Source organism: Mesorhizobium sp. M0030 (assembly GCF_040323695.1).
Classification (GTDB): domain Bacteria; phylum Pseudomonadota; class Alphaproteobacteria; order Rhizobiales; family Rhizobiaceae; genus Mesorhizobium.
Genome location: NZ_JAMYVE010000003.1, coordinates 63,763 through 80,306 on the forward strand (window position 1 = coordinate 63,763; position 16,544 = coordinate 80,306).

At 62.2% G+C, this 16,544-nt stretch carries 15 protein-coding genes; 3 read left to right on the forward strand and 12 right to left on the reverse strand.

Annotated elements, in window-relative coordinates:
• The first annotated feature begins 46 nt into the window (after nt 1–46).
• Nucleotides 47–1,447: a Do family serine endopeptidase gene (locus tag NKJ80_RS07735; protein ID WP_023707500.1), complete on the forward strand. Its 1,401-nt coding sequence runs from the start codon at nt 47–49 to the stop codon at nt 1,445–1,447.
• 177 nt (nt 1,448–1,624) lie between these two features.
• Here the strand turns inward: NKJ80_RS07735 and NKJ80_RS07740 are convergent, their stop codons facing one another.
• The 6 genes from NKJ80_RS07740 to NKJ80_RS07765 all read right to left on the reverse strand — a co-directional run bounded on the left by NKJ80_RS07740 (nt 1,625) and on the right by NKJ80_RS07765 (nt 8,649).
• Entirely contained in the window at nt 1,625–2,590 is a 966-nt protein-coding gene (locus tag NKJ80_RS07740) for an ABC transporter permease (protein ID WP_352497368.1), read from the reverse strand.
• 3 nt (nt 2,591–2,593) lie between these two features.
• Nucleotides 2,594–3,598, reverse strand: a complete 1,005-nt coding sequence (locus tag NKJ80_RS07745; protein ID WP_502902193.1) for an ABC transporter permease — start codon at nt 3,596–3,598, stop codon at nt 2,594–2,596.
• Nucleotides 3,595–5,139: a sugar ABC transporter ATP-binding protein gene (locus tag NKJ80_RS07750; protein ID WP_023682466.1), complete on the reverse strand. Its 1,545-nt coding sequence runs from the start codon at nt 5,137–5,139 to the stop codon at nt 3,595–3,597. The genes NKJ80_RS07745 and NKJ80_RS07750 overlap by 4 nt, the downstream gene beginning before the upstream one ends.
• Nucleotides 5,140–5,199: 60 nt before the next feature.
• A complete protein-coding gene (locus NKJ80_RS07755) occupies nt 5,200–6,180 on the reverse strand; it encodes an ABC transporter substrate-binding protein (RefSeq protein ID WP_023672664.1) in 981 nt (326 codons plus the stop codon).
• Nucleotides 6,181–6,283: 103 nt separating this feature from the next.
• Entirely contained in the window at nt 6,284–7,903 is a 1,620-nt protein-coding gene (locus NKJ80_RS07760; protein WP_023815751.1) for a GMC family oxidoreductase, read from the reverse strand.
• Complete coding sequence (locus NKJ80_RS07765) at nt 7,900–8,649, reverse strand: FCD domain-containing protein (protein ID WP_023748427.1); 750 nt, start codon at nt 8,647–8,649, stop codon at nt 7,900–7,902. Before NKJ80_RS07765 ends, NKJ80_RS07760 begins: the two co-directional genes overlap by 4 nt.
• Before the next feature lie 188 nt (nt 8,650–8,837).
• Between NKJ80_RS07765 and NKJ80_RS07770 the strand changes: the two genes are divergently transcribed.
• Complete coding sequence (locus tag NKJ80_RS07770; protein ID WP_352497369.1) at nt 8,838–9,932, forward strand: mandelate racemase/muconate lactonizing enzyme family protein; 1,095 nt, start codon at nt 8,838–8,840, stop codon at nt 9,930–9,932.
• 293 nt (nt 9,933–10,225) lie between these two features.
• Nucleotides 10,226–10,783, forward strand: a complete 558-nt coding sequence (locus NKJ80_RS07775) for a hypothetical protein (RefSeq protein WP_352497370.1) — start codon at nt 10,226–10,228, stop codon at nt 10,781–10,783.
• Nucleotides 10,784–11,297: 514 nt separating this feature from the next.
• Here the strand turns inward: NKJ80_RS07775 and NKJ80_RS07780 are convergent.
• The 6 genes from NKJ80_RS07780 to NKJ80_RS07810 all read right to left on the reverse strand — a co-directional run bounded on the left by NKJ80_RS07780 (nt 11,298) and on the right by NKJ80_RS07810 (nt 16,500).
• The gene (locus tag NKJ80_RS07780; RefSeq protein WP_352497371.1) at nt 11,298–12,035 is read right to left on the reverse strand and encodes an SDR family oxidoreductase; all 738 of its coding nucleotides are present in this window, start codon (nt 12,033–12,035) and stop codon (nt 11,298–11,300) included.
• Between the two features lie 70 nt (nt 12,036–12,105).
• Nucleotides 12,106–12,603 (reverse strand): 2,4'-dihydroxyacetophenone dioxygenase family protein, encoded by a 498-nt coding sequence (locus NKJ80_RS07785; protein WP_352497372.1) that lies wholly within the window; start codon nt 12,601–12,603, stop codon nt 12,106–12,108.
• Nucleotides 12,604–12,807: 204 nt separating this feature from the next.
• Nucleotides 12,808–13,446, reverse strand: coding sequence for an NADH dehydrogenase ubiquinone Fe-S protein 4 (locus NKJ80_RS07790; RefSeq protein ID WP_352497373.1), 639 nt, complete (start codon nt 13,444–13,446; stop codon nt 12,808–12,810).
• A gap of 202 nt (nt 13,447–13,648) precedes the next feature.
• The gene (locus NKJ80_RS07795; RefSeq protein WP_352497374.1) at nt 13,649–14,158 is read right to left on the reverse strand and encodes an Hsp20/alpha crystallin family protein; all 510 of its coding nucleotides are present in this window, start codon (nt 14,156–14,158) and stop codon (nt 13,649–13,651) included.
• Between the two features lie 74 nt (nt 14,159–14,232).
• Nucleotides 14,233–14,709 carry an Hsp20 family protein gene (locus tag NKJ80_RS07800; protein ID WP_023806132.1) on the reverse strand — a complete coding sequence of 159 codons (477 nt, stop codon included), beginning with the start codon at nt 14,707–14,709 and terminating at the stop codon, nt 14,233–14,235.
• 1,587 nt (nt 14,710–16,296) lie between these two features.
• Complete coding sequence (locus NKJ80_RS07810; RefSeq protein WP_023706890.1) at nt 16,297–16,500, reverse strand: hypothetical protein; 204 nt, start codon at nt 16,498–16,500, stop codon at nt 16,297–16,299.
• Nucleotides 16,501–16,544 lie beyond the last annotated feature (44 nt).

Sequence of the window (16,544 nt, forward strand, 5' to 3'; positions counted from 1 at the left end):
CGCGGCGCGGCCGAGCGGCCGGGGCTGTCCGGCAGGAGGTCCAGCAATGTCTCACGATATGCAAAGACGATTTGCAACGCGCTTGATCGCGGTTGCGCTGATGCTCTCGGCCAGTGGCGTGGCGCCTGTCCTGGCCCAGGATACCCCGACCGACTTCACAGCGATCATCCAGCAGAAATTGCCGGCCGTGGTCGCGATCACGACCCGGGAGGTTGTCCAGGACCAGACGACGGCGGGCGACTTTACAAGTCCGTTCGACGGCCAGGGCCTCGGACCCGTTCAGCCGCAGGTGAGGGAGGCGCTTGGCTCCGGATTTGTGATCAGTGCCGACGGCTACATCGTCACCAACAACCATGTCGTTGCCGATGCGACAGAGATCCATGTCGTATTTTCCGACAAGGAAACGGCGCCGGCGCAATTGGTCGGCCGTGACCCCGCCACCGATATAGCGGTGCTGAAGGTCGACCCGCGGCCCAACATGACCACGACCAAATGGGGTGACTCGGATGCAATGCAGCCGGGCGCATGGACAATCGCGATCGGCAGTCCCTTCGGGCTCGGAGGGACTGTCACTGTCGGCGTTCTTTCGGCCCGCTCGCGAGACATTCAAGCCGGGCCGTATGACGATTTTCTCCAGACGGACGCGTCGATCAATCGAGGCAACTCGGGCGGTCCGCTGTTCAACGCACGTGGCGAGGTGATCGGCGTCAACACCGCCATCGTCTCGCCGTCCGGCGGCAGCATCGGGATCGGGTTTGCGGTGCCATCGCGCACCGCCCAAAGCATCGCCGACCAGTTGATCAGAACCGGCCGGATCGAGCGTGGCTTCATCGGGGTCCGCCTGCAGGACATCACGCCGTCGCTGGCTGAGGCCCTCGGGATGAAAGATGACAAGGGCGCGCTGGTTGCTTCGGTCGAGCCCGGCAGCCCGGCGGAGAAAGCCGGCTTGAAGCCGGGTGACGTGATCACCCGGTTCAACGGCAAGGGCATTGAGGGTGTCCATGACCTCACGCTTGCGACGGCTAGCCAGAAGCCTGGCAGCAAGGCCACTCTGACACGGAGTAACGGCGGAAAGGACCAGGAGATCGCGCTTGTCATCGGTGAGCGCAAGGATGCGGAGGTGAAGACCGGCGCTGTTCCCGACAAGAAGTCGGCGGCCGAAGGCCTCGGCCTATCCCTCAGCCCGATTCCGGATCAGGCGCGTCAGCAGCTAGGCATCAAATCAGGAACAACCGGCGTCTTCGTCGTGGAAGTGGTTCCCGATGGCCTTGCCGCCCGGAGCGGATTGCAGCCCGGCGATGTCATCATATCGGCCAACAATCGCCGCGTGACGGAGCCTTCGGATATCGTCGAGGAATGGGCGAACTCTCGCCGGCAGAGCAAGCCCATCCTGTTTCGGCTGGAAAGGCAGGGGCAGTCCGTGTTCGTGGCGGTCGCCGGGAAATGACCAGGACGGCCATGTGACTGCACCAGGATCCGCTTGCGGATCCCGCTCCAAGGGTGTCGGACCCCAGGTGCACCGGGGAAGCATCGCCGCAGAAAGTCTGCGGGATGCGCTCATCGGCCGGGTGCGCAACGCGCACTGATTCTGCAGCGCCATCGTGCTCGAAGGCGCTCGCCATCCTCAGGCAGTTTCGCGCCTTGCCGTAAGCCGTGCCTGGAGAAGGACGACGACGAGCAAAAACAGCCCGCGGATCACCGACTGCCAGTAGGCTGACAGCGAAATCCAACCCATGCCGTTTTCGAAGTTCAGGACGTTGAAAAGGATCCCGAGCAACAGCACGCCGGCCAGCGTGGTCAACACCGAGCCCGAGCCGCCGGTCAGCAGCGTCCCGCCCACGACCACGGCTGCGATGGCAAACAGCTCCCAGCCGACGCCCTCGATCGGCTGGCCTGCGCCGAACTGAGAAGCGAGGACGACGCCGGCGAGCCCGGCCAGGCACCCGCTTGCGACATAGACGAGAAATTTGACGCGGTCAGTGCGCAGCCCCATCAGCCGCGAGGCATCCTCGCCACCGCCGATGGCCAGCACCGTCCGTCCCGTGCTGGTGTAGTTCAGGACCACTGAGCCGACGGCATAGGCAACCAGGGCGATGACTGCCGGAATCGGGAAAATCCAGAAATTCCCTTGGCCGATGGCGGTGAAACCCGAATCATAAGACACCGAAACGGTCTGGTTGCCGGCCAGAAGCAGCGCCGAGCCGCTTGCGGCCAGCATGGTGGCAAGCGTGGCGATGAATGGCATCAGGTTTCCGCGCGTAACCAGGAGCGCGTTGATCAGCCCGGCTGCCAGGCCGGCGCCAACGCCCGCTGCAAGGCCTGCCGCGATGCCGTGCGGGCTCGCCAGGGCGGAAGCGACGCTGCCCAAGGCGGCGACGGAGCCGACGGACAGGTCTATGCCGCCGGTCATGATCACGAAGCACATGCCGAGCGCGACGAGCGCGAACATCGAGTTGTAGCGCAGAACGCTCATCACGTTGAAGAGGCCGAGGAAGCGGTCGTAGCGCAGGAATCCGAACAGGACGAGGGCTGCAAGCGCGATGACGACACCGTAAGTGCCGATGATGCGAACCAGTCTGGCGCTGTTCATGGATTACACCCGGTGTTGCTGCTGCAGCCAGACGGCGAATGCGATGATGCCGGCCTTGACGACGAGCGCAGCGGCGTCGGGCACGCCATTGGCGAGCAGCGTGTAGCGCACCAACTGGATGGTCAGTGCGCCCAGCAGGGTGCCGATGATTGTGGCCTTTCCGCCACTAAACAGCGTGCCGCCCACCGCGACCGCCGCGATGGCGTCGAGTTCCATGCCCAGCCCCACGAGATTGGCGTCGCTGGAGGAGTTGATCGCAATGACGACGAGACCGGCCAGCCCCGCGCACAGGCCGCTGATCGCATAGACGGCGAGCTTGATCCTCGATACGGCGATGCCGGCCAGTTCAGAGGCCTTTTCATTGCCGCCGACAGCCAGGATGCTTCGCCCGAACACCGTGCGGTGAAGGGCCCAAGCGGCCGCCGCAACCAGCACGGCCATGATGATGACCTGCGCGGGAATGCCGAGCGGGCGGGCAAGTCCGATCCACTGGAATTGCGGCACGCGGAAGGTCTGCAGATTGCCGTTGGTCATGACCTGCGCGATCCCGCGCCCGGCGATGAACAGCACGAGCGTTGCGACGATCGGTTGGATGCGGAAGCGCGAGACCAACCAGCCGTTGAACAACCCGAACAGGCCGGCGACGAAGATCGAGGCAACCATCGCGACGGCTACCGCCAGATAGATGTTTCCGACCGGGAAGATCGTGCCCATGAAGATCATCGGCGCCAATGCGCCGGAGATCGCCATCAGCGAACCAACCGACAGGTCGATGCCGCCGGTGGCGATCACCAGGGTCATCCCCACCGCGACGATCACAATCGTGCAGACCTGGGTTAGGTTGACGTTGAGTGTCTGCAGCGTCGCGAAATTGCGCGTATAGGCAAGGTTGAAGACCACCAGCAGCACAAGCGCGATCACCGTGCCGTAGCGCGCCAGGAAACCGAACACATCAAAGCGGCGGTTTCCAGCGTCGTTGGCTGCGGATGGTGTGGCCAGATCGCTCACGCTGCCTCCTTCGCCGCGCCGCCATGCGCCATCGCCGCGAGCACGTCCTCCTCGTTGGCTGCCTGGCCTTCCAGTTCGGCCACCCTCACTCCTTCGCGCAGCACGAATATGCGGTCGGCTCCTTCCATCACTTCCTCGAGTTCCGAGGAGATCATCAGCACGCCGAGCCCGTCATCGGCAAGCTTGCGGATGAGGCGCTGGATCTCGGCCTTGGCCCCGACATCGATGCCGCGCGTCGGCTCATCGAGAATGAGCAGCTTCGGGTTCATTGCCAGCCAGCGGGCAAGCAGCACCTTTTGCTGGTTGCCGCCCGACAACTCGCGGACCTTCTGGTTAGGCCCCGAGCATTTGATGTCGAGTTCACGAATGAAGCGCTCGACGATCTCCTTCTGCCGGGCCTCGTTCAGGATGCCATTGCGGCTGATTTTCGGCAGCAGTGCCAGTGTTATGTTCTCCGCGACGGTCATTTCCGGCACGATGCCCTCGGCCTTGCGGTCCTCAGTGCAGAAGCCCATCCCTGCGGCGATGGCATCAGCGGCACGTGCGGGATGGTAGGACGCGCCCTCCATCGTCATCTCGCCTGCGCTCCGGCGGTCGGCGCCGAATACGAGGCGGGCTGTTTCGGTGCGGCCGGCGCCGAGCAAGCCGGCAAAGCCGGCGATCTCGCCGCGGCGCAGGTCGAAGCTCACGTCACGCACCAACTGGCCGGCCGCCAGCCCTTGCGCGGTAAACAGCACATCACCGATCCTCGACCGATCGCGTTCACCGAACGCGGTCGCATGGCCTTCGACGGCTGCGACGTCGCGGCCGAGCATGGCCGCGACCAGCTCCAGCTTGCCGATGTCGCTCATCGCCGCGCTTCGCACCGTGCGGCCGTCACGCATGATCGTGACCCGGTCGCAGACCTCATACAACTCGTCGAGCTTGTGGCTGACGAACAGAACGGAGACGCCGTCGGCCTTGAGCTGACGGATAACGCTGAACAAGACCGAGACTTCACGCTCGTCCAGCGAGGAGGTCGGCTCATCCATGATCACGAGGCGGGCGGAAAAGCCGATGGCGCGGGCGATCGCCACCATCTGCTGCGTGGCGGTGTTGAAATCGCTGAGCGGGCGGCGCACGTCGATGCCGATCGAGAAGCGGCTGAGCAGGCGCTCGGCTTCCGCATGCATCGCGCTCCAGTCGAGCAGGCCGCGGCGGCGCTTCTCGCGTCCAAGGCAGATGTTCTCGGTCACCGAGCGCAGCGGTACGAGATTGATCTCCTGGTAGATGGTGCTGATGCCGCTGACCTGCGCCTGATGCGGAGACCCAACTTCGAACGGCTTCCGTTCGAACAGCACCTGCCCCGCATCCCGGCGGTAATAGCCGGTGAGCACCTTGATAAGCGTCGATTTGCCCGCACCGTTCTGGCCGATGAGTGCGTGGATCTCGCCCGGAAGAACCTGGAGCGAGGCATCGGCCAGGGCAGGGATGCCGGCAAAACGCTTCTGGATGTCACGCATGTCCAGGAGCAGCGCGGCTTGGTCCGGCTGAGCGGTCATCGTCAAACTCCCAAACCCTACCCGCCGAAGCGGGTAGGGCAACTGGAAAGAAAGTGGATATCAGAACGCAATATCGAAGTCTTTCTTCGCGTTCGTGGCGTCGAAGAAGGCATCCTCGTTCTTGATGAACGGCGGGATCTTCTTGCCGGCCGCATAGTCGGCCATCGTTGCGAAGGCCTTCGGCCCGAACAGCGGGCTGCAAGCGCAGATAGCGCCGATCTTGCCGTCAATGATCGCCTGGACGCCTTCCTTCTCGCCGTCGATCGACAAGATCAGCACATCCTTGCCCGGGGTCTTGCCGGCTGCTTCCAAAGCGGCGATGGCGCCCAGCGCCATCTCATCATTGTGCGCGTAGATGATATCCGCATCAGGGTGCGCCTGAAGCAGCGTCTCGGCGACCTGCCGGCCCTTGTCACGAGCGAAGTCGCCGGACTGCGATGCCAGGATGGTGAACTGCGAGTGCTTGGCGATGAAATCGTCGAAGCCTTTCTTGCGGTCGGTAGCGGCCGAGGCTCCGGTCGTGCCTTCCAGCTCGATGATTTTCGACTTGCCATTGGCGTTCTTGACCAGCCATTCGCCGACGCGGGTCGCCTCCTCGATGAAATCCGAACCGATGAAGCAGACATAATCCTCGCCCGGCTTGGCCATGGTGTGATCAACGTCGCGGTCGACCAGAAACACCGGTATGCCGGCATCGCGCGCGGCAAGAATGACCGGCACCAGGGGCTTGTCTTCGCGGGGCGGCAGGAAGATTGCGTCGACGCCCTGCGCGATCATCGAGTTCACGTCGGAGGCCTGCTTGGCCGACGAACCGGCGGCATCCGTGTAGACCAGCTGATGGCCGAGCTTGGCGGCTTCGTCCTGCATGCTCTTGGTCTCGGCAAGGCGCCACGGATTGTTGCTTTCCGTCTGGGCGAAACCGACCTTGTACTTGTCCTTCTTGGCGAGTGGCGGGAGCGCCGCGAAGGCGCGTGAGCCGAGTGTCAGCGCGACCGCGCCGGCGGCGGAGCCAACCAGTAGTTTTCGACGGGTAATGATCATGCTCTTTCCTCCTTTATTGTCGCTTTCAGCGACTGTGTAATTTCCTCACGATATCGGCCCAGACGGCTTCGGCGATGACGCCGTCGGCAAGCTGGATCCGGCGCTATGCCGCCTCCAAAATAAAGTCGGCGCAGCGGTCGCCCAGCATCATGGCGGGCGCCGCCGTATTGCCGGCATTGATGTTGGGGCAGGCCGACATGTCGGCAACCCGCAGATTGTCTATTCCGCGCACGCGCAGCGCCGCGTCCAGCACCGCCATCCGGTCGCTGTCCGAGCCCATCCGGCATGTCCCGGCCGGATGGTAGTTGGTCTTCACAAAGCGCTTGCAATGCTTTGTCATGGCTTCGTCGCTGAGATCATCCTGGCTTGGCACGGCAATGGCCTTGACCCGATCGGCGAGCGGCTTGGTCTGAAAAGCCTGCAGGAAATAACGCTGGCCGGAGATCATTTCCCTCATGTCGTCGGGATGTTTAAGCAGGTTCGGCGAAACGATCGGCATGTCCTTCGGATCCGCCGAACGCAGCCTTACGAAACCGCGCGACTTTGGCTTCACCACCACTGTCGTCACGGTAAGCCCATAGGTGTTCTCGACCAAGGTCAGGATATCGCGGTCCAGATAGACGTGCGGCACGCAGAAGGCCTGGATCGTCGGTTCGCCCTCCGGATCGGCCGGATTGACGAAGGCTCCGGCCTCCACCCCCGCTGACAGGATCGTGCCGGTGCCGAAGAGCTTGAAATGCAGGCCGTTCCTGATCATCCTCCAGCCTTGGCCCTGCCTGAAATAGCCGTATGGGCCGTTTGCGGTGGCGATGATCGGCACCTCCGGATGGTCGATCAGGTTTTCGCCGACCCCGGGCAGGTCGGCGACGCAGGAAATGCCGTGCCCGGCAAGCGCCTCGGCGGGGCCGATGCCGGACAGCATGAGCAGTTTCGGCGAGACGAGGGCACCGGACGAGACGATCACGTCGGCATCCGCATGGACGGTATGCTCGGCGCCCGACGCATCCGAATAGACGACGCCGGTGACCCGACCGTTCTCGATCAGCAGCCGGCTGACTGTGCAATTGAGTTTCAGCGTCAGCTTGGGATCATTCGTCAGCGGCTCGATGAAGGCATAGGCGGCGCTGCTCCGCTTTCCCCGCCGGTTCATGAACTGGTAGAAGCCGACCCCGCGCTGCGACGGTCCGTTGAAGTCATGGTTGTACGGCAATCCAAGGCCTTGGACGGCCTGGACGAACCAACGGGAAACATCATCGATGTGGCCTGGATCCGAGACCAGCAGCGGACCTTCGCTGCCATGCAGTTCGCCGCCGAGGCGGTTGTTTCCCTCCATGCCGGTGAAATGCGGCAGCACCGCCTGCCAGTTCCAGCGCACGCCGGCATTGTTGCCGCGCAGCAGTTCGTCCCACTCCTCATAATCGGCCGAGCGGCCTCGCATGTAGACCTGGGCGTTGACCGAGGTGCCGCCGCCCAGCACGTTGCCTTGCGAGATTTCATGGACGCGGCCGTCGAGATGGGCCTGCGGCTCGGTGCGGTGATAGCGCATGAATTTCGAGCCGTTGATCATCTTGAAGATGCCGGGCGGCATGTCGAGCAAGGGATGATGATGGGAATGGCCGGCCTCCAGCAGCAGGGTTCGCCGTCCCGCTTTGACAAGCCTTGCCGCCGCGACGCAGCCGGCCGCTCCGCCGCCCACCACGATATGGTCGTAGGACTGCGTCATGCTTCCGGCGCCTCACGGCTTTCGAATGTACCGCGGACATACTCCCAGGCCGCCGAGAGGTGGTTGAGCAGCGCCCGCTCGGCGCCGTCAGGATCTCGCTCAATGATGGCCGTGCAGATTTCACGATGGCTGAGGAAATTCACGCGGTTGCGCTCGGGCGACCGTGGCATGCGCATCCAATGCGGCGACAGCCAGGCGGTAAATGCCTTGTGCACGACAGGCAGCACCGGGTTGCGCGCGATATCATAGAGCGCTGCGTGGAACGCCACGTCCGTCGCATAGAATTTCTCGGAATCCGGGATCGCCGCCTCGTTCATCGCCAGCGCCGCCCTCAGGGCTGCGATGTCATCCTTGCGGGCATGGATGGCGGCGTTGCGCGCCAGCGACGCCTCGAGGAAGACGCGCATGTCGTAGAGGTTCTTCACGCCCGCCTGGTCGCTCAGCAGATGTCCTACGATGCCGTCGAGGGCGCCGAGCGCGGCATCCAGGCCAGGCCGGCGCGCCACGGGCCGGAACCGCGGACGCGCTTCCACCAGGCCGCGGCTGGCCAGGCGCGCAATCGCCTCACGCACAACGCCCCGGCCTACACCATACTCGATCATCAGTTCGCGCTCGGCCGGCAGGTAGCTGCCGTCGCCAAGCCTTCCGGACGTGATGTCGGCCTCTATGCCGGCCACCATCGCGTCGGCCGCGCGGGCGGCGAGAATAGCCGCGGGCATCTCAGGACGCTCTTCCGTATCCAGCAAGCCTTTTTCCTCCCAGATGGTCCTGTTATTAGAAGGTAAATCGGACCAAAGCACAAGCGGATTGATGCTTTTGTAGGACCAAAAATGACTGATTGGCTTCAGAATCGCTGAAAGATGAGCCACATTGTTGCCAGTCAGCGCTGCCGGTGCAATTATGGTCCGATGAAAAAGCCTGAATGGAGCGCAGCATGAGCCGCACCGAAATCAAGGAAGTCGAGACCCGGCTGTTCCGGGTCCCACTGCGTGAGGTGATGACCGATGCCAAGCACGGCGCGCACACGCATTTCGAGCTGGTCACCGTCACGCTGAGGCTTGCCGACGGCACCGAGGGCACAGGCTACACCTACACCGGCGGCAGGGGCGGCTATGCGATCAAGGCAATGATCGATCACGACCTCGCGCCGTTCCTCAAGGCACGCGACGCAACCCAAATCGACACGATCTACGACGGCATGCTCTGGCACATCCACTATGTCGGGCGCGGCGGCATCGCTTCTTTCGCGATCTCGGCGATCGACATCGCATTATGGGACCTCAAGGGCCGGCGTAGCGGCCTGCCGCTTTGGCAGATGGCGGGCGGGGCCGGGAAGAGCGCCAAGGCCTATCGCGGCGGCATCGACCTAAACTTCACCCTCGATCAGCTTTTGGCCAGCATCGGTTCCTATCTCAATGCCGGCTTCACCGGGGTGAAGATCAAGGTCGGCAAGGACGACCTTGCCGAGGATGTGGCCCGGGTGAAGGCAGTTCGCGAGCGCATCGGCCCTCATGTCACCTTTATGGTTGACGCCAACTACGCGCTGGACGTCCCGCGAGCGATCGAGGCAGCGAGAGCATTCGCCGCCTACGATCTGCTGTGGTTCGAGGAGCCCATCATACCCGACGACTATGAGGGTTACGCCAGCATTGCCAAGGCGACCGGAATGCCCTTGGCAATGGGAGAAAACCTGCATGTCATCGAGGAGTTCGAGCATGCCTTCGCTTGGTCGAATCTCAGCTACATCCAACCCGACGCCTCCAACTGCGGCGGGGTCACAGGCTGGCTGCGCGTGGCAGCGCTCTCACGCAAGGCTGGCATTCCGGTCTGCAGTCACGGGATGCAGGAACTTCATGTCAGTCTCGTTGCAGGTCAGACAAATGCCGGCTGGGTGGAGGCGCATAGTTTCGATATTGACCTTTACACCACCGAACCGCTTAGGCTTCAGGATGGTTTGGCGATAGCACCCGACGAGCCTGGAGTGGGCGTTGTCTTCGACTGGCGCGAATTGGCGGATTTTCGCCAATAGCGCCCCCTGAACGGCGGCACGGCCGCATGCATTTTGTCCGGATCCTGATTCCTCGTTCCGGCAACGCGGAGAGCGCTTCGCCGAGGAAGACTTCGACCGTCTGAAGAACGAACTCGCCGCCGCCGCAGCCAGCGGGCATACCACTTATCGGATGCCACACTTACATTTGTAATTGCAGCGACGCTTCACCGGCTTTAACTCACGCGATCATAGCAGCGACACGACAAATGCAGGCGGCCGCCCGAACACCGGCAGAAGCTGCAAGCATTGGGTGCGCCTGCAGGGAGGCGGCGATGGTTGCAACGCGTACGGACACTGCGCATGCGGTTATGGAGGACTTCATTCTATCACGGCACCGCTCACCGGTCCGCGAAGTTGGATTTTACGAGGCTATGAGTCAAACCCGACAAGCGATCGCCACATCGCGCGAGGTGCTGAGGCGCTTTCGCGAACGTCAGGGCGACGACACTCCTCGAGCAAAGAATACAGACCGTGGTCCTGTCGCCGTGTCAGCCTTCGATGCCGACATCATACGCGCTGCATGCCGAGATCTGATCGCGGAGATGAACGTGCCCGAGTGTCAATGGCGCGAGCTGGCGCGAAGTCTGGTGCGCGAATTCGTGGCCTGCGAGCAGACCGAAGCCGGTTTGGTGGATTGGATCGTTCGCCGGCCAGCGATGACGGAGACGGACGAGGCCGGCCGACCGGAGCCAGCCGGCGAGGCGGCGAATGAGCCAGGAGTCAGTCGACCGCAATCAACGCGAGCAAACAGGTCTCCCGGCGACTTGTTGCGCGGGAACTGCGGTGATCCGAGGATCGGAAACTTTGGCGAGCGGCTTGGACACATCTGATCCTCCTCGTCTCTAGCGTCGGGCTCGTGTTCGCATTTGAAGCATGTAGCGAGGGCTGGCCGATGGCGTGACCTTTCGTTGAGTGGAGACGAATGCGTCCAGCCCACTGTCCAAGGCACGGCGACGGCCATGTCGCGTTGCTCCCGGCCTTCGCACACAAGCAGCCCAAGCCGGATGCCAACCAGGCTGCATTAGGCCAATGGGAACAATTTGCGCGGGCCGAGCTTGGGCTAGCGTCGTACAGAGGTGCAACTATGCAAGATAATTTTGACCGAGCTTCATCCGTCGCGGAGGTTGCGGAATCATTCGTGAGATCCCGGAGGCCGTTCTCTGTCGTATCGACCCGGGATGCGGTCACGATTGTCAGGAAACAGGCAGCTTTTTGCGAGCATACGGATGGCGAGCTTGCGGAGTTGGTGGCGGCAATTGCGGTCAGGCATGGTCGATTGGTCGCGTTCGATCTTGATCTCGACGACACAGGCTTGGAGATCGGTCGCGCAGCATAGCCAACGCCTCACGCAATGAGATAGCCACCGTCAACCGGCAAAATTGCCCCAGTGATGAACCCCGCGAGCGGCGAACACAAGAACAAGGCGGGGCCAGTCAGGTCGCCCGGCGTACCCCAGCGACCCATCGGAGTGCGTTTCATCAATTCCGCGTTGCGAGCTGGATCGGCCCGTGGCGCGGCGGTCATGGCGGTCTCGATCCAGCCAGGCGCCAATGCGTTTACGCGGATGCCATCCCCGGCATAGGCGATGGCGAGCGACTTGGTAAGTTGCACGATGGCGCCCTTGGATGCGGCGTAAGCCGGCGCATGAGCCGCGCCGAAAAACGCGAACATCGAGGCGATGTTGACGATGGCGCCCCCGTTCGAGAGTGCCCCTCGGAACGCGCTCGCACTCCGCATGGAGCCGGTGAGATTGATATCGACCACCGTTTCGAAACCCTGGACAGTGAATTCGGCGGCGCGCAGGTTTACCCCTGCGCAATTTACGAGCGCTGCAACGGATGTGAACTGACTGGAATATCCTTCGACCGCAGTCATGTCCCGGACGTCGAGTACTGAATACGAGACGGGGGTGCCGTATGCACGAGCGGCCGCTACCTCGGCGGCCGTGGCCCCCGTCGCGTGGACGATTGCCCCGGCCCCGGCGAACGCCATGGCGATGCCGTTTCCGATGCCTGTCGTGCCTCCGGTAATGACGACGGTCTTGCCCGCGAAGAAGGGCATGGCCCATATGGAATCGGTCACCAAGATCTCCTCGTTTCGCCTCTGTGGCGGAGCGCGAACTCATCGGCGCGGAAGACAAACGGGCGGATGTCTACCGCACGAACTGATCGACGAAATCCTTACCGAGACCCACGCTCGCATAACGATTTCTGCACATGTCGATCTTGGTGAAAACGTCCTCGAAACCAATCTGCTTGTTATCCTTGTCCAGGTAAACCATGCAGCCGGAAATGTTGAAGAAGGTGATCATCTCGGGCACGTCGCTTGGAACCGTGAGCGTGTGGATTTCACCGGGCGGCTCGAAAACGTAAGATCCGGTCTCTGCCACCCAGTCGTGTTCAAGATAGTGCCAACGCCCCTTGATCACATATCCATGCACGGGGGCCGGATGCAGATGACGGCTTAATATCCCGGCCCGGCGTACGCGGAGCAGATTGCACCACTGCCCCTGCATTGTGTTGAGCATAAGTGGTCGGAACCACACGCCCTCCGCCTGTGGGACCCAGACACGCTCGTCTTCGGGGACGGCAGCGATCGCGATCTCTTTCGGTGCCAGGGGATGGGCGGAGCCGTTGAAGGATTGATACATAGGAACCTCTGTCGCCATTCATTGGAGCGTCCATATCAGCGCGATCCTAACAACTCGGCCGAGTTCTGCCGAGGCGCAATCGGGCGCCCACGCATTGGGAAAGTTGTCGGCGCTCGCCCGCCCGCTGCCGCGACCGCAAGCGGGAAGAGGTTCAGGATGGTCCGTTGGGCGTCGAAGACGATCCGTGGGTTCCTTCTTGCCTTATCATGCGGCTATCCGGGAGTGCACCGGGCTGGTCCTGGTCTGGAAGCCCCGGTTTCGGACTTCCAAGGCCAGCAAGGCGAGTTCGACCTCGTCCAATCGCGACGGGCGTGCATTTTCCGGCATGCCTTCGGCTGTGGCCAGGTCGATCAGATACTCGTTCCAGCCCCAGTTCTTGAGCACGGCGCGTTTCTCGTCGGGTGCGAGCACCGGGTCGTCCACGACCTCCATCGGAGAGGCGTAGAATGTCTCGGGCTCCGAAAGCGCCGTCTGTATGTGCGCTGTCTGTGCACCGGCGCCATAGCCGTGACTTGCCTGGAGCCAAGCCAACTGCAGCCGCTGCCAAACCAGGTCGGAAAAGGCCTGTTTTTCCTCCGATACATGTTGTCTCCTGATCTTGGCCGGGGAAGCAGGAGGTGCCGCCTGCACCACGTAATTGAGGCCTTGACGCTCGGCATAACGGATCGCCGCTTCCAGCGTCGGAAAGTTCAGTTCAACCTGGGTCAGGGTGTCCCGGCCACCGGTATAGCCCATCAGCGGCTCGATGAACGGGGCTGTGCGGCGTTCGAAGACCAATCGCCAGTCCCTGTGGGGCTTTGCCGAGGTCATGGCCGAGCGGCAGGGCTGGTAGATCCGCGCCACTGCGCCCTCCGGAAACACTGACCGTCCCATTGACAAAGCCGGCCCGTCTAGACGAGGCCGATTGTCATTGTCCGGCCGGACGGACGTCTTGGTTGGGTTCCTGATGTTGTCGCTGCTTTGAACTGTCTCCATTGCCTGTCCCTCCCGTTATGAAGGGTCGCACGGGCAGCGGCCGTAAGGGCCGCCACCCATACTGCATCCGTCAGTTCTTCCGGTTGATTGCGATCCGCTTGGCCTTCGCCTGCGCCCGCTCGGTCTTGGGCAACGTCACGGTCAGCACCCCGTTCTTGAAGGTGGCGTTGACCTTGTCTTCTTCGACCTCGTAGCCGAGCGGAATGAGGCGCTCGAAGCGACCGTAGAAGCGCTCGGAGAACTGCCGGTCCTTGTCCTCGGTCTCGGAACGCTTCTCGCCTTTAAGCTTGAGCGCCCCATTTTCCAGCAGGACTTCTATGTCGCTCTCGTCCAGGCCAGGTATTTCCGCCGTGACGCGGACTTCCTTGTCCGTGTCGGAGATTTCGACACTCGGCCAACTGGCGGCGAAAGAGGGACCGAAGGCCGGCAGTCTGGCGCCAAAGCTGCGGAAGGCGTCATCGAACAGCCGGTTTACCTCCCGGTGGAGGGAGACGAAGGGGTCTCGATCTCCGTCGGGGAAGAGACTGGGCGCCGAGTTTCCGTTGCCCCGGCCCCATGGGATCAAGTCACGTACGCTCATTGTCTTTCTCCTTTCGTAGGTCTCTGAGTCGGGCGGGACGCCCGGCTCAAGCGAAAGCCTTCATGGTGGATTGCTCAGGCGGCCAGCTTGTCGGTCTCGACCTTGGGCGCCTCGATCTTCGGCATGGGAGCCCCGCTGGAGATTTCGATCTTGCGCGGTTTCATCTCCTCGGGAACCTCGCGCTTGAGATCGATGCTCAGCAGCCCGTTCTCAAGGCTGGCGCCCTGGACTTTGACATGATCGGCCAGTTCGAACCAACGCTCGAAAGCGCGCCCGTTGATGCCGCGGTACAGATGCCGGCCGTTCTCATCGCCGGATTGCGACCCGCTCACAACCAGCATGTTGGGCTGGTGGGTGACGGTCAGCTGGTCCTGCGAGAAACCGGCGACCGCCATCGTGATGCGATACTGATCATCATCAACCTTGGCGATATCGTAGGGCGGCCAGTTGTCGAACGAGGCCACACGGCTCGCACTTTCAAGCATGTCGACCATGCGGTCGAAGCCGATGCTGGACCGGTATAGAGGGGTAAAATCGAGGTTTGTCTTCATAGCCACATCCTCCTTTGAGCAACATGGACAAGAAGGCGCCAAGAGCCTTGCCGCCTCCCTGTGTTGCCGGCCCCATTGGGCGGCCGGCGACCATCAATTTAGAATCGCGACGTGCACCTTCAAGAGGAAGAATAGGAAAATTTTCATCGGCAATCTGGGCGAACGCACCGATGCCACACCCCTCCCGCCGGCGGGGTCACTCGCCGACGGGTCCATGGTGCAAGAACAACTACGTCGCCCTTAAATCCGATCGACGAATGGTATGAACGCGGCCACTGCCGCGCTGTCACTGCAGTCAGGACCGGCACGCTCATCCGATCGATCCAACTGTTGCAACGCATCCATGATCGTGTCGAAGCTGACCGGTTCACCCGCTCGCGGCAGCATGCGAAGCGCTGGCACGGATTCTACGGCGCAGGCATCCGATGCCCATGACGAAGAATGGCGCGCTTCTCCTGAGCGTCCAGGGCAACATCGGCCAAAACGTCGTGGGGATGTTTGAAATGCCGCGCCGGATGCAGCAAGCGGTCCAGAAAAACGTCAGGGGCCCACGGGTTCAATCGATGCAAAATAGCTCGAAATAGGTCCTTCCATGGACGCTCCTCCGCTTCAGACAATCTCATGCGTGTTTGGCGGCTCTCGCCAGCGGCTGTCGCGATCACGACCAGGCAGATCATCCAGGAACGACGCTCAACGACTTTCCCAGGTGATGTCGATACCGAGACTCATCGTCCGGCACCCTGGGCGGCTCGATCACGACCGATGCGAACGAGCCGTTCGCGATCGAGGGTGGCGATGCTGCACTTCCCCAGATGTTCGGAGCATAGCGAGGGCTGCGGCCTTGGAGCGGCGAGGGGACTTGCCTACATCGCACATGTCGTCGATATGGAGGTCGATGAGTTCGCCGAAGGCTTCAGGCGCGCTAACAGGGCTTTGTCGGCGTCTCACTGCGATCGACTTGGTGTCGGTGCCCCGGCGCCGCGCAACGTCGCGTTGCAGGAAGGTCTTGCTGACGCAGCGTGTGCGGCAGGTTCTAAGGTTCTGATGTTAAACAGATGCTGAAAATCAAATCAAATGTTTATGAGGGGTCGTGTGCAAATACTGCACACGCAAGTTCCGCTTCTCTTCTTTTTTCGTTCCTACGAGGGAGCTGCCGAAAGGCCTTTTCGGACCCTCTTTTGCCGACGATACTATCCGCTCCAATGCGAATGCTCACCAGGATGTCCGTGAACCTGATTGTTGTCTGCGGCGTCCAGTTTGCGTCGTTTGCGTCGTCCAGTTTGTTGGGGGTCCTGGAAGCTTTTCGAACTTTCTGCGTCGCGGGTCAGCCCGAATTGCGCTTGCTTATGGACTCGTTAAGCCTGTGGTCGGGAGGCTCGGACCGCACCGGCCCACGATATCGCGTCGGCGGCGCCGCACCTATTAGATCGCTTATGGCTGGCTGCTGCTCAACAGGGCGAACGTCTACGACGCCCGCCTTCCGCATGAGCCAGGCAGGACACAGTTCCTTCAGTACCGATTTGAGATAGTCGACCATGCAAAGGCAACGCGCGTTGCCGCCTGCCGGTTCCGCCGCCGACTTGGCGCTCACATACCGAGCGTTTGAGTGCTTCCGACAGGTCGAGCCGCCTCAGCGAACAACTCAGCCGCTGCTTGCACCTTATCGGCAGCCTCTTCGACCCGATCGAAGCGCGTCAACACACGACATTGGAGCATCGACAACCGCGCCGCATGGTAAAGCTCGCTGCGCTTGTGACCGTCCAAGTCCAAGGATTGAAACAGCATCGTCATGGCGAAACCCCTCCCTCCGGTGCCCGGCTCTCGTCGAAGGCCGG

Bases quoted from the DNA above. Each gene is read 5' to 3' on its own strand.
- NKJ80_RS07735 (WP_023707500.1), top strand. From the start codon at position 47: ATGTCTCACGATATGCAAAGACGATTTGCAACGCGCTTGATCGCGGTT.
- NKJ80_RS07760 (WP_023815751.1), bottom strand. From the start codon at position 7,903: ATGACGCAGTCCTACGACCATATCGTGGTGGGCGGCGGAGCGGCCGGC.
- NKJ80_RS07785 (WP_352497372.1), bottom strand. From the start codon at position 12,603: ATGTATCAATCCTTCAACGGCTCCGCCCATCCCCTGGCACCGAAAGAG.
- NKJ80_RS07770 (WP_352497369.1), top strand. From the start codon at position 8,838: ATGAGCCGCACCGAAATCAAGGAAGTCGAGACCCGGCTGTTCCGGGTC.
- NKJ80_RS07800 (WP_023806132.1), bottom strand. From the start codon at position 14,709: ATGAAGACAAACCTCGATTTTACCCCTCTATACCGGTCCAGCATCGGC.
- NKJ80_RS07795 (WP_352497374.1), bottom strand. From the start codon at position 14,158: ATGAGCGTACGTGACTTGATCCCATGGGGCCGGGGCAACGGAAACTCG.
- NKJ80_RS07740 (WP_352497368.1), bottom strand. From the start codon at position 2,590: ATGAACAGCGCCAGACTGGTTCGCATCATCGGCACTTACGGTGTCGTC.
- NKJ80_RS07755 (WP_023672664.1), bottom strand. From the start codon at position 6,180: ATGATCATTACCCGTCGAAAACTACTGGTTGGCTCCGCCGCCGGCGCG.
- NKJ80_RS07810 (WP_023706890.1), bottom strand. From the start codon at position 16,500: ATGACGATGCTGTTTCAATCCTTGGACTTGGACGGTCACAAGCGCAGC.
- NKJ80_RS07750 (WP_023682466.1), bottom strand. From the start codon at position 5,139: ATGACCGCTCAGCCGGACCAAGCCGCGCTGCTCCTGGACATGCGTGAC.
- NKJ80_RS07775 (WP_352497370.1), top strand. From the start codon at position 10,226: ATGGTTGCAACGCGTACGGACACTGCGCATGCGGTTATGGAGGACTTC.